The following is a 14,402-nucleotide window of genomic DNA, read 5'->3' as shown; positions in this document are numbered from 1 at the left end:
GGCATTCCCTTATAAAAAAGAAAGGGTGAAAACAGAATGATAAAACGCATCTTAGCAATTCTAATGGTATTGGCTCTGTTCGTTGCTTTGTTTGCAGGCTGCGGGCAGACGGTAACGACCTCAACCGCCAAGCCTGAGCCTGCCGCAGAAACATCAGCGGCGGCACCGGCACCTGAAACATCCCCTTCTGAAACACGCGAATTCACTGATTCCTGTGGCCGCACCGTTACCCTTCCCTCAAAGATCACGAAGATCGCCGTTTCTGGACCGCTGACACAACTCTACGTTCTGCCACTCTGCCCGGAACTGATGGTGGGATTTGCGTCCGACTTTTCTGAAGATGCCTCTCTTTATATTAAAAACGAGTATCTGGCATTGCCCAAGCTTGGTCAGCTTTATGGTGGCAAAGGCACCATGGATCTCGAGGCCTTGCTAGCTGCGGGCCCCGACGTTGTGATTGACGTGGGCGAAGCCAAGGGTTCCATCGTTGAAGACATGGACGCTCTCACCAATCAGACAGGCATCCCCTTTGTACATATTGATGCCACTGTTACCACCGCCGGAGATGCTTACCGCATGCTGGGCGAGCTGACCGGTAAAGCTGAAAAAGCCAATGAACTGGCATCCTGGTGCGAGAGCGCTTACACTGACATCACCGCCATGATGGCCAAGGTAGACGCAGACGGCGCTCGAAAGTCGCTACTCTACTGTCTTGGTGACAAAGGCATCAACGTTATAGCAGAAGGTTCTTTTCATGCCCAAACAATAAACATGCTCAGCAAGAACCTTGCCACCCTTTCCGAGGTAGCGTCCTCCGGCATGGGTAACGAAGTGGACCTGGAACAGATCTTGCTCTGGAACCCAGAGGTCATCATCTTCTCCCCTAACAGCATTTACGACACCGTCGGTTCCGATACCGCTTGGCAGCAGCTTTCCGCCATCTCCTCTGGTAACTACTTCAAAGTCCCCGACGGCCCTTACGGTTGGGTTTCCTCCCCGCCGTCGGTACAATGCTATCTTGGAATGCTTTGGTTGGGCGCGTTGCTGTACCCCGATTATGTGGACTACGACCTGCAGACCGAAGTCACAGGTTATTATAAATTGTTCTATGACTGCGACTTGAGCGCAGAAATGTATAGAAATCTGACCGCAGACTCGCTTTCCGCGGCATAGAACGCAAGAATTATCCGGGTTTTACGACCTTTAAAAAGACTCTTTAAACGAAAGCTTTCGCAAACCCCGCTCGATTGGCTTACCGACATCGTCTTTAAAAAAATTTCGAATTTTGAGGCTTTCCTTTCGGGTAAATCTGGAATCTGCGTAAGCTTTTAGCCATATGTCTACACCTCCACAGAGACCTCCCTTTGCTATTATTGTGCAGTTAGACCGCACTTTGATGATAACAAAGGGAGGCTTTTTATTTTCCATACCACACGCTCTCTGGATTTCTCGCCCTGCAAATGTTCTTAATGCAAAAGGCTCAGGATATTGATTCCTAAGCCTTTTTTGTGTAGTTTACGGTAGAAATAAGACATTTGCTTTTAAAGGGCTGCACCCCACATAAATAAAGAGCAATATAGATGAACTCACCTATAACAAATGTGGTTACATATTACGGTGCAGTAGTTCATGTTCCTTCCCATGGAGAAGACCGTCATAGAGAGAAAGAACCAAAGGGTTTTCATTGGATTTTTTAATCTGCATCGAAATGTCGGTATCATATAACTCTTTGATTCGAGCCGCCTTGGTATGCTGTCCAGCATGGGCAGGCTGTCCTCCGCCCATAATGCAGCCCTGAGGGCAAGCCATTACTTCAACAAATTGGTACTCGACTTCACCAGATTTGATTTTTTTAAGCAATTTATTAACTTCGGCAAGCCCACTGACAACAGCGGCCTTTAGTGTGCGTCCCTGATAGGTAAAAGATACTTCCCGAATGCTCCCTGCTCCGCGAACCCCACTGGTGCGTACCTGTTCCATAGAAAGACGGTCATGACCCTCGGTAAGGTGCCGCAAAACCGCTTCGGTTACGCCACCAGAGTTTCCGAAAATAATGCCGGCACCAGAGCCTATGCCAAATGGCATGTCAAACGATTCAATCTCGACATTTTCAAAACGAATGCCCGAACGTTTAATCATGGTAATGACCTCTGTTGTTGTTAGGACATAATCCACATCCGCCTTGCCATTCGTTTTGGACTCTTCGCGCAGTATCTCAGCTTTTTTGGCGGTGCATGGCATGATGCTGACAGAGACGATTTTTTTACCGCAATCTTTCTCTCTGTAATATTCCTGAACGACAGCTGCAAGCATTTGCTGCGGGGATCGGCAGGTCGACAGATTCGGCAAAAATTCAGGATGTCTTTTCTCACAAAAGTTCACCCACGCCGGGCAGCAAGAGGTAAACAGAGGGAGATTTTCTTCAAAATCTAGGCGTTTCAAAAGTTCTTTGCTTTCCTCAAGGACCGTTAAATCAGCGCCATGAGTCGTATCATACACCTCGTCAAACCCGAGCCGATGTAGAACGCCAACCAACTTACCAATAGCGTTAGCACCCCGCGGAATACCGAAAGCATCGCCAATTGCCGCTCGAACCCCGGGTGCAACCTGAGCAATGACCTTGGTGTTTGAGTCGGCCAGTGCGTCCCATACAACCTCAAGGTTTGTGTTGATGCTAATTGCAGCTGTCGGGCAAACAACGCGGCACTGGCCACAGTTGACGCAATCTGTTTGCGCAATTTTTTTGTTAAACGCTGGTGTAACCAGTGCATCGGTTCCACGATATGCAAAATCTATCGCATTGATTCCCTGAACATCGTTGCACATGCGAACGCAATCGCCGCAAAGGATGCACTTATTCGGGTCTCGGACAATTGAGGGCGAACTCATATCAATCGGGTATTGTGTCTTTTTATTGTCGTAAGATATATGTGTGACGCCCATACGGTGTGCCAAATTTTGCAATTGACATTCTCCACTGCGAATGCAGGTGGTACAATCGCGGTTATGTGCTGCCAAAAGTAATTCCAATATCATTTTGCGATATTTCATCAGACGCGGCGTGTTTGTATAAATAACCATTCCGTCCCTCGGCGTCTCTGAGCAAGAGGCGAACGTTTTACCACGATCATCCTCGACCGTGCATAAACGACAGGCACCATATACCGACAGCTCTGAATGATAGCAAAGCGTAGGAATATCGATATCGGCCTTTCTTATGACCGAAAGCACATTAGGTTCATCAGAAAATGCTACCTGCAATCCATCAATTTTCATAAATCCCATGTTATTCCCTCCTTCGCTCATTCAATATGAATAGCGTTAAAACTGCAATTCGTCAGGCATGCACCACACTTAATGCACTTCTCTTGGTCAATGGTAAACGGAGATTTCAATTCACCGCTAATCGCCTGAACGGGGCAATGACGCGCACATTTCGAGCAGCCTTTGCACGCTCCTGGGTCAATCTTATATTTTTTAAGCTGTTGACAAACGCCGGCTCGGCACTTTTTGTCCTGAATGTGTTCAAGGTACTCATCGGCAAAGGCATTTAAGGTGCTAATCACGGGTAGTGACGCGCTTTTTCCCAAGCCACATAGCGCAGTATTTGATATCATATCTGCCAGATCACGCAGTTTCTGCAAGTCATGCATTTCACCTTCGCCCGCTACAATGCGCTTGAGAATCTCAAGCATTCTCTTTGTGCCTTCCCGGCAGGGCGCACATTTACCGCAGCTTTCCCGCTGTGTAAAATCCATAAAAAAGCGTGCAACCTCAACCATGCAGGTGTTTTGATCCATAACAACCAATCCACCTGAACCAATCATAGCGCCGCGTTGTTTTAGCGTGTCAAAATCGAGACTGAGGTTCAAATCCTTATCGGAAATACAGCCGCCCGATGGGCCCCCTATTTGTACTGCTTTAAAACCTGCGCTGCCTCTAATGCCGCCACCTATATCAAAGATTACTTCTCTTAGGCTGGTGCCCATAGGCACTTCAATCAAGCCCGTATTTTTTATGCTGCCAGTCAAAGCAAAGGCTTTTGTTCCAGGGCTGTTTTCAGGGCCAATGCTTCGGTACCACTGCGCGCCATTTTCAATGATCATCGGTACATTGGCAAAAGTCTCGACATTATTAAGGACGGTTGGCTTGGCAAACAAGCCTTGTTCAACCGTACGCGGCGGCTTCACACGAGGCATACCTCTTTTCCCCTCAATTGAGGCTGTCAGTGCACTGCCTTCACCGCAAACAAAAGCGCCGGCTCCACGGTTAATATGTAAGTGAAAACAGAAATCGGTTCCTAGAATGTTGTCGCCCAGCAAACCCACTTCTTCCGCCTGTACGATTGCTATTTTTAATCTCTTTACCGCAAGTGGATATTCTGCCCGCACGTAGATATAGCCTTCTTTGGCACCGACCGCATAAGCAGCAATCACCATACCCTCAATCATCTTGTGGGGGTCGCCTTCCATAATAGAGCAATCCATAAAAGCGCCAGGATCGCCCTCGTCGCCGTTGCAGACCACATAGCGGGTTAATTCTTTTTGGGAAGCAACTTGTTTCCACTTTTTCCCTACAACAAACCCGCCGCCGCCACGTCCGCGTAGATTCGAGTCAAGAATGTTTTGAATGACTTCTTCCCTGCTCATATGAAAAATTGCTTTTGCAAGCGACTGATAGCCGCCGTAAGCAACGGATTCTGCTACACTTTCCGCATCAATATGACCGCAGTTTTTGAGCACCAATCGCGTTTGTTTTTGATAAAAAGGAATCTCTTCCTGATGAACATATTCTTTTCCATCTTCCACATACAACAAACGATGGATCAGTTCTCCATTCTTTACTGTGCGTTCGAAGATTTCCTCGCAGTCGCTGAGACTAACCTTCATATAAGAAATGCCCTGCGGCTCAATGCGCATTAATGGACCAATCTCGCAAAAACCATGGCAACCGCTTTTATGTATATGAACAGTGTGCGGGCTGTGCGCAATCTCAGCGCCATATTCAATTGATACATGGTCAACCGTTTGCGCTAACTGGCACATGCGTGCATAAATCTGAGCAGAACCGCCAGCCTGACAACCAGTTCCGGCACAGATCAAAATGCGGCATGAGGCACTATCCATGTTTGCTTTTATAGCGCTTTGAAAGTTGTTTAAATCCTCCCAGCTATTAAACCTTGTCATGCTCAGCACCTCGCAATTCTTGAATCAGTGCTGCCGCCTTTTCTGGCGTCATAGCGGGGTGCACCACGTCATTGACAGTTAACGCCGGAGCAAGACCGCAGGCACCCAGACAATATACCGTTTCAACAGTAAACAGCATATCTTCTGTCGTGTTCTTTTCGGGGGTTAGTCCAAGTTCTTTGTATAAACGCTGTAAAACAGGAATAGAACTTCGTACATGGCAAGCCGTGCCATCACATATTTTAATGACATATTTTCCTTTTGGTTCGAAGGAAAAGTTTACATAAAAACTCGCTACACTGTAGGCCTTGGTTTCTGTAATGCCGATTTTTTTCGCAATATACTCCAGTAATTCAGGAGGAAGGTAGTGATATTCCTCTTGCACATCTTGGATGATAGGAATTAAAGCGCTTTCCTCTTTGGGGTAATTCTCCATGATTTCATCAGTTTTTTGATAATAACTTCTATCTAGCATATTGGCCCCCTACCTACTATTTTTTCTTCCCACCCAGCATAAAACTTTTTCTCTGTCATCTTGGACACTGATACCATCCGTTTTGATCTCGTTCTATCAGCTATCCACACAAGCTCCAACAAGACTGAAAGGCTAGAAATATGATCGAGCCGAAAAAACTGTCGTCTTACTTAAATTGTGGGGCGTTTGCTGTAAGCGAATCCGTCTAATAGAAGACAACATGCCGTAAGCAATGCGCCCCTTTATTGCTGCTGAAAGTAACGACTCAACAAGCCCTTCTACGGCCTTTTTCGTTAAAGTGTCCCCAGAAATGCCGCACAAGCATCAGCCAACGCCTGATCTTCCACCGCTGAACGTCCGCTGATTCCTACGGCGCCGATAAAGGTGCCGTTTTTGTCAAAGATCGGTGTACCACCTGGCAGGGTAGTCAAACCTTCAATCAAAAAAGCGGAAACTGGCGTTTTCATATCCTCACACAGCTTACCTAACGCAGTGGTGGTGCGTTCCATCTTTGCAGCCGTAAACGCCTTTCCAGATGCGATAATGCCGCTACGCGCCGGAGTATTGTCCATGTGAAGCATATGGACAATCTCCCCCGCCTCGTCCGCAATGACAATGACGACTGGCTTTCCCTTTTCTGTTTCGATTTTGCTTGCGACATGGCTGCAAAGCGCAGTAAACTGGGCGTGCGTAATTCTGTTAATCATAAATAATTCTCCTTCATTATCTGGTTCTATTTAATTGAGCGCCATTTTCTTGGATAGGTCATGGCTTGAGGCAAATGCCACGTTTTCTCAATTAACCTCTAAAAACATTCCGCTACTTCAAATGCTCAACACCGCTCCAACTCACGCTGGAACGCTTAAAAGTTAGACGTATTTTCCTGTGCAGCGCGAGCAGAACCTACAATATAATTGCTTATAATCGCTTATAACCGTTTACATCTTTTTTCGCTTTATTTCGATAGCATATATTTGGTTAATTTGGCTATATAACTATTATTTAGCAATAACTATGCCAACCATGGCTCATTGTTTTATTTGTATTTTCTTACTAAATGAATGCAGATTTTTTTATTTGAAACAACCATTAACATTTGGTGGATTTTTAGAATAATCAAATTCTTTTGAAAAACAGTGTGAAATGAGAAGTGTGAACTGTGCAATTTGCAACATGTGAATTTACACCTAAAAAGTGAATCTCACTTAATCGCTTCCATGACAATCAAATTCCGTTCTCCTGTCTCGGAGACTAAACTCACAACGAATAGTTGCGTACCGCCTGGGCTATTCAATACACCATAGGCAGCGAGGCATATTTGGCATTAAAGTGCGTTTTTTGCCTTCAACTCTGAGATCTATTATGATACAATTACCATAAGGCTGGTAAGATCAACCATGCAGCCTTAAAGATTATTTCCATAGGAGGGACCCTCGCATGGAAGAACTATCACATCTTCACAGTGCACAAGAACATCTGCCCTGGGCCGCAGTTCTCGATAATGTCGATGCTGGAATTGCGGTATATGACGCAGACGGAAACTTTCTCTTTGTCAATACCGTCATGATTAATTGGAGAAACATCCCAAGAAGTGAATATTTGAAAATGAATGTGCACGACTTCACAAAATTTATTGATGTCTGTGTTTATGATTTGGTGATGGAAAAAAAGCAGCGAGTCAGTCGGTTGCAATTTTATCATGACATACAGACGATCAACGGCCCTACCCGCATGAGGATCGTGACAGGAACTCCGATCTATGACGGAGCAGGTAACATCAAATATGTGATCACCATGCTACAGGACGTCCAGAATTTTGAGACACTCTACCACACGCTGCTTAAACAAAGTAAATTTTTAACCGAAACGCCGTTAACCAACCAGTCTTCATCGGATCAAGCATCCAGGATTGTCGTCAAAAGCAAGGAGCTTAAACAACTCCTTTCAATCGCTGAAAGTATTGCGCCGCTTGATTCAAGCGTGCTAATCTACGGTGAATCAGGTAGCGGAAAAGAAGTGTTTGCTCGATTTATTCATGAACACAGCGGACGTAAAAATAAGCCTTTGATCACTGTCAATTGCGCAGCTTTTCCAGAAAACCTAATCGAATCTGAACTTTTTGGATACGAGAAAGGCAGCTTTACCGGTGCGAACAAAGATGGTAAGATTGGCCTGATCGAAACCGCAGACGGGGGCACGCTGTTTTTGGATGAGATCAACTCCCTTCCTATGAGCGTGCAGAGTAAAATTCTTCGGGTGATTGAAGAAAAAAGCGTGCAGAAAATCGGCGCCATCAGCCCCAAAAAGGTTGATTTTCGATTGATCGTCGCCACAAACCAAATGCTACATCAACTGGTTCGCGAGGGAAAATTCCGAGAAGACCTCTATTACCGTCTTCATGTGATTCCGCTGACCATACCGCCAATTCGTAACCGAAGAGATGACATCATTCCACTCTGTCAGCATTTTTTAGATTATTTCTGCACTAAATACAATATGGAAAAAAGCTTTTCCAAACAGGTGCTTGCACAGGCGCAAAATTATGACTGGCCGGGGAACGTTCGTGAAATCCGTAACTTTGTGGAACGAATGGTTGTTATGACGCCATACGCAACCACTGAAATTACCAGCATGCCTTATGGCCTTTTAGCGAATGAAACGAGCATACATATGCAGTCGCAGGATGATGCACCAAAACAACCTTCGCCGCGCTCCTCCGGGCTGGGAGAGGACGAGGTTTTAGCTGCTCTCCAACGCTTTGACAACAACCGAACCAAAGCCGCCCAATATCTTGGCATCTCCCGCAGATATCTGCAATATAAGATTAAAGAGTTCAATATCCCTTCTCGATATGATAGAAAAGCAGAAACGCACCGCAACAATTAGCGGTGCGTTTCTGCTTATTTCATCCCACTGGAGAATTGACGGAGAATATGCAATCTACAGGATCCCGGTTATAACAAAAAGATTGCTATAACCGTTGAAACGGCAAGACCGCCCAAAACAGGAACAAGGTTCTTTCTGACCAGTTCTGCCGAGGAAATTCCTGCAACACCTGCGCTGGCAACCGCTCCAAACGCCCATGCGCTCAGACAGCCTCCACCTACCCAGATGGCTGCCACCTGTCCCAAGCCTGCCAAAACAGCGACATTGTACCCAATCGGTCCTGCCAAAGCAGCTGCAAGACCCGCCACCAGAGGAAGCCCGGAGAATCCGGAGCCGTCAAGGCCGGTGATAGCGCCTACAACAGCGATACCGATTGCCAATGTTGGCGCGCTGAGGGGTAGAACTGTTCCAAAGGCACCGCCGAGATCAAACAAAAATCCGGGTGCGTTACTATCCAAAATACTTTGAACGCTTTCGGGATTGCCCATGAAAAAGAAAGCGGCGATCGGAATGACCGGGGCAAAGATTTTGATCGAAAAAAGCATGCCCTCACGCAGATAGACGACAATCCTTTCAAGAAAATCCTTCTTGGTATCCACGATGGTCGAAACCACCAAAATCATCGCGCCAGTTCCACCGAGCAACGCCGTGGCATCTCCTCCGAAGACAGGAGTAATGCCATCTACGGCCGCACCAAGCAGAATTCGGATGACAATGCCGATATAAACAACTGGAACCAGAATAGCGAAGAACTTTGCATAAGGGGGAACATTTTCAACCGTCTCTTTTTGTTCCTTAAGTTTATCCGCCTTGATATTGACAGCATCATCCGAGGAAAAATCTTTATAGTTAATCACAAATGCACTGATCAATGCTACCGCGCCAGTTGCAAAGGCAAAAATGGCACCATATTTCAAGACCGATTCAATCTCAACGCCTGCTGCAGCGGAAGTGATGGCGGGCGCTCCCTGAAGAACAAGGTCACCAGAAAGAGCCATGCCGTGTCCTGCAAGATTGATCGCTATGCATGCCAAGGTCGGCTTGAGTCCGGCGCTCATAGCCATAGGAATCAAGATCGTTCCAACCAATGCAGTTGCAGGGGTAGGCCAGAAGAAGGTCGCACATATGTACATGACTGCAGCCAACACCCAGAATGCAATGGTGGGCTTATTTAGTAATTTAGCAGCTGGTGCAATCATTAATTTATCGGCCTTCATGTTCGTCAGCGACTTGAGCATTGCGGTCATTAGCGCTATTATCAGCATGATATCGAACAGGTCCGCTCCTGCGACCAACATTCCGTTGAAAATGGTTTGTGCTGCGGCAATAACGCTAAAGTCATGATAGCAGAAACCAATAACAAACAGTCCCAAGATACAAGGAATTACAACATCATGCTTGGTTATCATTAGACCGATGACAATGATAATAACGGCCAGATAGATATAGTGCATATAGGTTAGTGCATATTCCACTTTTCCACACCCCATTTATAGTTTAGGTGGCTGCGCGATTATTTTTTATTAAATTTTTTTAGAAAAAACGCCTGTGAGACCAGCCTTCTCAACTCTGGTAGCAATTTCAGAAACGTCGACGCTGTAAAGTCCAAGCTTCTTCATGCGATCAAAGTATACCGAACCGGAGAAGGTGTACTTTTTGCCCATTCCCTCTTCAGTTTCCATCGCTTCGTTGACGTAAGAGATTGCGTCACCGATAGCAAGCTCGGTTGGGAGCTCAAGAAGCGCCTTACCCGCCGCCCAACGAACAGCGTTATGTCCCGCAAGCGTTCCGGTCACGATCGCCTCGGTGTGTCCAACAAGCAGACCTGCCTTTTCGCCGCCGCAGAAGAGATTGCTTACACCTTTGACTTTAAGCGCATTATCTCTGGGTGCAAGGGCCATATAACGCATAGAGTTTCCAACTCCGCCAGAATAGGGGTCTTCAAATCTCGCATTTTCAAAGCCGGGAACCTTGTGCAGCATATCCAGAGGATAATAAGGGGTCATCAACTTTGCATGACCGGTGTCAAGCAGAATGATGTTGTCCGCAAATTCCTTGAGAGCATACTGCTGACACGCCTTGGTTGCCAAAATACCCTCGCCTTTGCGCAGTTCCTCAGGAATGGGAACGACGGCAACACCGGTAGTGTTAAGCTCATTGATAATATTCTCGCTGAGAGACTCCTTGAAAAGCTTACAGGAACCGCTCATCGCGCCGTAAGAGCCGTCTGCCTTCTTGCCAATTTTCTCAGTTACGCCTGCCTTACCTGCGATGCTGACGCGTCCGCCAAAGGTGGGGCATCTGAGTACGCACATTGCACAACCGTTGCCATATTTGGTGCAGTTGTTCATGGGGCCCGCACTTCCGGTTGCATCGATAAATACATCGGCGGAAAGCTTTTCGTCGTTAGTGAGAACGACCGAAACAATCTTATCGCCATCCATCTCAACATCCTTAACTCTGGCCTGCGTTAAAACCTCTATCCCCTTGTCTTTAAGTAATGCCTTTATTGCCGGCTCAATGGTGGCAATGTCGTAAAGGCTTGCGTGTTTATGTCCGGGAAACTCGATGTTTTTGTGACGAGAGTTATTGTCTATTGTGTTGAAAATTTCGTCGGCACCTAGAGCAATCGCTTCCTCTGTGGCTGTAAATCGTCCGTTGTTACGCATAATTCCGCCAACCAGACCTGTTCCGAGTAGCATATCGGTACGTTCGAGAACTGTAACCTGTGCTCCCGCATTGCTAGCAGATATAGCTGCGCCAGCACCTGCCCAACCTCCGCCAACTACGATTACCTTCATAAATGTGTCCCCTTTCAAACTTTTTTATCGTAAACGCTCCCATTTTTATCGGAGCACATACATTCCTGTTGGCCTAAACCAACGTATCCGCTTTTTAACGACTCTCATTTTTCAGGGTGTTGATCATAGACTTCGCAAATTCCCCAAGCGTTCCTTGGCTATATGAAATCAATACGCCGGGCATCAGCCCCTCTGTCGCTGCCTTGACCATTTCCGATGGGATTCCCTGCTCGGAGAGTTCTTTTTCCAGAGCAAGTGCGGCCGCCAAAGCCGTTTTTGTCGCCACGGTGTTGACTTTTTTCACCAAGCGATAGTCCCCCATCTGAATCGTCAACCCCGGCAGGCTCATCTGTACCTTGCCGGTAGTGTGCTCGTCAGTGGAACCCAGCACAATCAGACTTTTCATGCCCCGCGCCATTCCCAAGGCCGATCCCACAACCTTTGAGTCCAATAGATATAAGGATGGAAATCTTTCACGGAGCGCTTTCGGAATATCCCAACTGGTTGAAAAGTTCAGCAATATGCTTTCAGGCGGCATGAAAGAGCAAAGCGAATCAAAAACTTCTTCGCAGGCATGCGCCGGTAAGGCCACCGCTACAATCTGACATTGCGCGGCGCTTTGCAACTGGGTGGAATAACCTAGTTCTGCATTTGGGCAGACAACTTGCGCCTCGGCGGCATTTCTTCCTATTACCAACCGCTGACCAGTTGCAGCGTGAAAGATCACGCGTCCCAGTTGTCCCGGGCCAATTAAAGCAAAATTCATTTTGTTCCCTCCGCGATGAGCCTATAGTTTTTTTATTGTCATATTGCTAAGCTAAACGATTTCAGCAAAAGCTGGCAGCGTTAAGCTTTTTTAAGCGATTTTACAAAGGAGTCCATCCTTTGCAGACCTTCCCGGATGTTTTCGTCCGACGCGGCATAGGAAATACGAATGTAATCACCACAGCTGTCTCCCAGACCAATGGCGGGGACGGTGGCAACGTGGAACTCCTCCAACATCTTGAGTGCAAACTCCATGCCACTGAGTCCTGTTGCGGAGACATCAACCATCACATAAAAGGCGCCCTTGGGGATGACGGGGGTGATGCCATCAATAGCCTTGAGTCCCTCCAGAATCATCTCGCGGCGACGTGCGAATGCCGAAAGCATGTCGACCACCGCTTGCTCAGTCTCTGGCAGCTCAAGTGAATTGACAAGTCCCTGTTGAATAAAGGTAGGTGAACAAGTGGTCGAATATTGATGGAACTTAAGCACCGAGCCTGCCAATTCTTTGGCGGTGGCAATATAGCCAAGTCTCCATCCAGTCATGGCGTAAGACTTTGAGAAACCGCTAACGACAATGGTACGCTCTTTCATGCCGGGAAACGACGCCATCGAAACAAATTTTGCCCCATCATAAACCAGACGGCTGTACATCTCGTCGGAGAGCACCAGCAAATCATGTTTTACAGCCAGTTGTGCAACCTTTTCAAGGATATCACGGTCGTAAACAGCACCACTGGGGTTATTGGGGTTATTCAAGATGATCATCTTTGTCTGTGGCGTGATATGCCGTTCAATCTCCTCGGCATCAAGCTGAAATCCGCTCTCAGGACGAAGAGGAATATCTACAAACTTCCCACCCGCATATTTTACCAGATTTTTATAAGAAACAAAAGCCGGAGTCGGAATGATGACCTCGTCACCTGGATTAATAAAGGTCAAAATCGAGTTATTCAGTGCTTCCGCCCCGCTGGAGGTTACGAGAATTTCAAAATCGGGGTCGTAGTGGACGGACATATCCGCCTCGAGCTTTTCTGAAAGAATTTTGCGCAACGCAGGGAGACCACGGTTGGAGGCATAGTGGCTGTAGTTATCTGCAATGGCCTGCATGGTGGCCTGCTTGATCGTCTCAGGGGTTGAAAAATCAGGTTCGCCAGCGCTAAATGGAATCACCTTTTTCCCTTCACCGCGCAGCGCTGCCGCCCGATCCAAAACGGCTCGAATTGGAGATGCCTCCAGCCGTTTGGCGTTTTCAGAAATCATCTCTCTCATACCGCTCCACCTTCTATCTTAATTTCATTTCGACACTGGCCGGTGGTTTCATATTCCTTCAGATTATCGAGCGTGACCTCAATCATGTTGTAAATTGCACCATCGGTGTAAAATGCCACATGCGCGCTATAGGCGGTATCCTCACGCTTGAACAACGCCTTGAAGACCGGATCGTCGATCTGGTCGAGAGGGCGCTTCTTGCGGACAAATTCCGCCTCGTTTTCGTAGACGTCAAAGGCAAAGCCAGCGAGCTTCCCACTCTCCAGTGCCTGAAGAACCGCCGCATGATCCACGAGTCCACCTCTGGCAGTATTAACAAGAACCGCGCCCGGCTTCATTTGTGCTAGTGTCTCCTCGCCCATGAAGTGATAGCTGTCAGGCGTAAGTGGGCAATGTAGGAAAATGATATCACTTTCCTTGAGCAACTCTTCCTTAGAAACATATGTACACAGCTTTTCAGCTGCCGCATTCGGGTAAGGGTCACAGCCCAGAATGCGGGTGCCAAAACCCTTTAGCAGTGTCATAGTCGTACGCCCGATGCGTCCTGTGCCGAAGACACCTGCAGTAAGCTGCCCGAGCTGACGTCCTCTCAGCCCTGTCATGGTAAAGTCACCGGAATTAACCATTTCATAGGACTTTTTCCCATGGCGCAAAACCCACAGCGCCATAAGAATGGTGTGCTCCGCAATTGCTTCAGGAGCATAGAAGGGAACGTTGGCGCAACGCAAACCATATTTCACAACAGCGTCATAATCCACATGATCGCTACCGGCGGATCGCGTCGCCAAATATTTAACCCCCCGCTGTGCCAGCGTCTTTATAACTTTTTCGGTTACTTGGCAGGTGGTAACCAGAATAATGCCATCACAGTCGTGTACCTCATCCACGGTGTCCTCATTGAGAGGTGCTTTTGCGAACTCAAACGAAAAGCCATACTGAGACTCTGCTTTCTGGTACATTGCCAACTCATCAGGCTGTACGCCGTATACCCTTACATGCATTTTTCTTTATCCTCTC

At 47.2% G+C, this 14,402-nt stretch carries 11 protein-coding genes; 2 read left to right on the top strand and 9 right to left on the bottom strand.

All coding sequences use genetic code 11. From position 1 onward, the window contains the following. Positions 1-36 precede the first annotated feature (36 nt). Positions 37-1,173: an ABC transporter substrate-binding protein gene (locus RBH76_00835; protein WMJ83998.1), complete on the top strand. Its 1,137-nt coding sequence runs from the start codon at positions 37-39 to the stop codon at positions 1,171-1,173. A 432-nt stretch (positions 1,174-1,605) separates the two neighbouring features. Here the strand turns inward: RBH76_00835 and RBH76_00830 are convergent, their stop codons facing one another. The 4 genes from RBH76_00830 to RBH76_00815 all read right to left on the bottom strand — a co-directional run bounded on the left by RBH76_00830 (position 1,606) and on the right by RBH76_00815 (position 6,368). Next, positions 1,606-3,285 (bottom strand): [FeFe] hydrogenase, group A, encoded by a 1,680-nt coding sequence (locus tag RBH76_00830; protein WMJ83997.1) that lies wholly within the window; start codon positions 3,283-3,285, stop codon positions 1,606-1,608. Positions 3,286-3,302: 17 nt separating this feature from the next. Then, entirely contained in the window at positions 3,303-5,126 is a 1,824-nt protein-coding gene (locus tag RBH76_00825; GenBank protein WMJ85177.1) for an NADH-ubiquinone oxidoreductase-F iron-sulfur binding region domain-containing protein, read from the bottom strand. A gap of 46 nt (positions 5,127-5,172) precedes the next feature. Continuing rightward, positions 5,173-5,661, bottom strand: a complete 489-nt coding sequence (locus RBH76_00820) for an NAD(P)H-dependent oxidoreductase subunit E (protein ID WMJ83996.1) — start codon at positions 5,659-5,661, stop codon at positions 5,173-5,175. Positions 5,662-5,954: 293 nt separating this feature from the next. Continuing rightward, positions 5,955-6,368, bottom strand: a complete 414-nt coding sequence (locus tag RBH76_00815) for a heme-binding protein (protein WMJ83995.1) — start codon at positions 6,366-6,368, stop codon at positions 5,955-5,957. A 730-nt stretch (positions 6,369-7,098) separates the two neighbouring features. Here RBH76_00815 and RBH76_00810 point away from each other — a divergent pair. Then, positions 7,099-8,547 (top strand): sigma 54-interacting transcriptional regulator, encoded by a 1,449-nt coding sequence (locus RBH76_00810; protein ID WMJ83994.1) that lies wholly within the window; start codon positions 7,099-7,101, stop codon positions 8,545-8,547. A gap of 68 nt (positions 8,548-8,615) precedes the next feature. Here the strand turns inward: RBH76_00810 and RBH76_00805 are convergent, their stop codons facing one another. From RBH76_00805 to RBH76_00785, 5 genes are all read right to left on the bottom strand, one after another. After that, the gene (locus RBH76_00805; GenBank protein WMJ83993.1) at positions 8,616-10,022 is read right to left on the bottom strand and encodes a hypothetical protein; all 1,407 of its coding nucleotides are present in this window, start codon (positions 10,020-10,022) and stop codon (positions 8,616-8,618) included. A 48-nt stretch (positions 10,023-10,070) separates the two neighbouring features. Continuing rightward, complete coding sequence (locus tag RBH76_00800; GenBank protein WMJ83992.1) at positions 10,071-11,348, bottom strand: FAD-dependent oxidoreductase; 1,278 nt, start codon at positions 11,346-11,348, stop codon at positions 10,071-10,073. Positions 11,349-11,442: 94 nt separating this feature from the next. Continuing rightward, positions 11,443-12,114: a hypothetical protein gene (locus RBH76_00795; protein ID WMJ83991.1), complete on the bottom strand. Its 672-nt coding sequence runs from the start codon at positions 12,112-12,114 to the stop codon at positions 11,443-11,445. A gap of 80 nt (positions 12,115-12,194) precedes the next feature. After that, positions 12,195-13,385 (bottom strand): pyridoxal phosphate-dependent aminotransferase, encoded by a 1,191-nt coding sequence (locus RBH76_00790; GenBank protein WMJ83990.1) that lies wholly within the window; start codon positions 13,383-13,385, stop codon positions 12,195-12,197. After that, positions 13,382-14,386 (bottom strand): NAD(P)-dependent oxidoreductase, encoded by a 1,005-nt coding sequence (locus RBH76_00785; GenBank protein ID WMJ83989.1) that lies wholly within the window; start codon positions 14,384-14,386, stop codon positions 13,382-13,384. The genes RBH76_00790 and RBH76_00785 overlap by 4 nt, the downstream gene beginning before the upstream one ends. Between the last annotated feature and the right edge of the window lie 16 nt (positions 14,387-14,402).

The organism is Oscillospiraceae bacterium MB24-C1 (assembly GCA_030913685.1).
In the GTDB taxonomy this organism is placed as follows: domain Bacteria; phylum Bacillota; class Clostridia; order Oscillospirales; family Ruminococcaceae; genus Yanshouia.
Note: the sequence above shows the minus strand (reverse complement) of the source record. Positions and strands in the feature narration are given on the sequence as shown.

Coding starts and splice junctions, on each gene's coding strand:
- RBH76_00835 (WMJ83998.1), top strand. CDS start 37: ATGATAAAACGCATCTTAGCAATTCTAATGGTATTGGCTCTGTTCGTT.
- RBH76_00830 (WMJ83997.1), bottom strand. CDS start 3,285: ATGGGATTTATGAAAATTGATGGATTGCAGGTAGCATTTTCTGATGAA.
- RBH76_00825 (WMJ85177.1), bottom strand. CDS start 5,126: ATGGATAGTGCCTCATGCCGCATTTTGATCTGTGCCGGAACTGGTTGT.
- RBH76_00820 (WMJ83996.1), bottom strand. CDS start 5,661: ATGCTAGATAGAAGTTATTATCAAAAAACTGATGAAATCATGGAGAAT.
- RBH76_00815 (WMJ83995.1), bottom strand. CDS start 6,368: ATGATTAACAGAATTACGCACGCCCAGTTTACTGCGCTTTGCAGCCAT.
- RBH76_00810 (WMJ83994.1), top strand. CDS start 7,099: ATGGAAGAACTATCACATCTTCACAGTGCACAAGAACATCTGCCCTGG.
- RBH76_00800 (WMJ83992.1), bottom strand. CDS start 11,348: ATGAAGGTAATCGTAGTTGGCGGAGGTTGGGCAGGTGCTGGCGCAGCT.
- RBH76_00795 (WMJ83991.1), bottom strand. CDS start 12,114: ATGAATTTTGCTTTAATTGGCCCGGGACAACTGGGACGCGTGATCTTT.
- RBH76_00790 (WMJ83990.1), bottom strand. CDS start 13,385: ATGAGAGAGATGATTTCTGAAAACGCCAAACGGCTGGAGGCATCTCCA.
- RBH76_00785 (WMJ83989.1), bottom strand. CDS start 14,386: ATGCATGTAAGGGTATACGGCGTACAGCCTGATGAGTTGGCAATGTAC.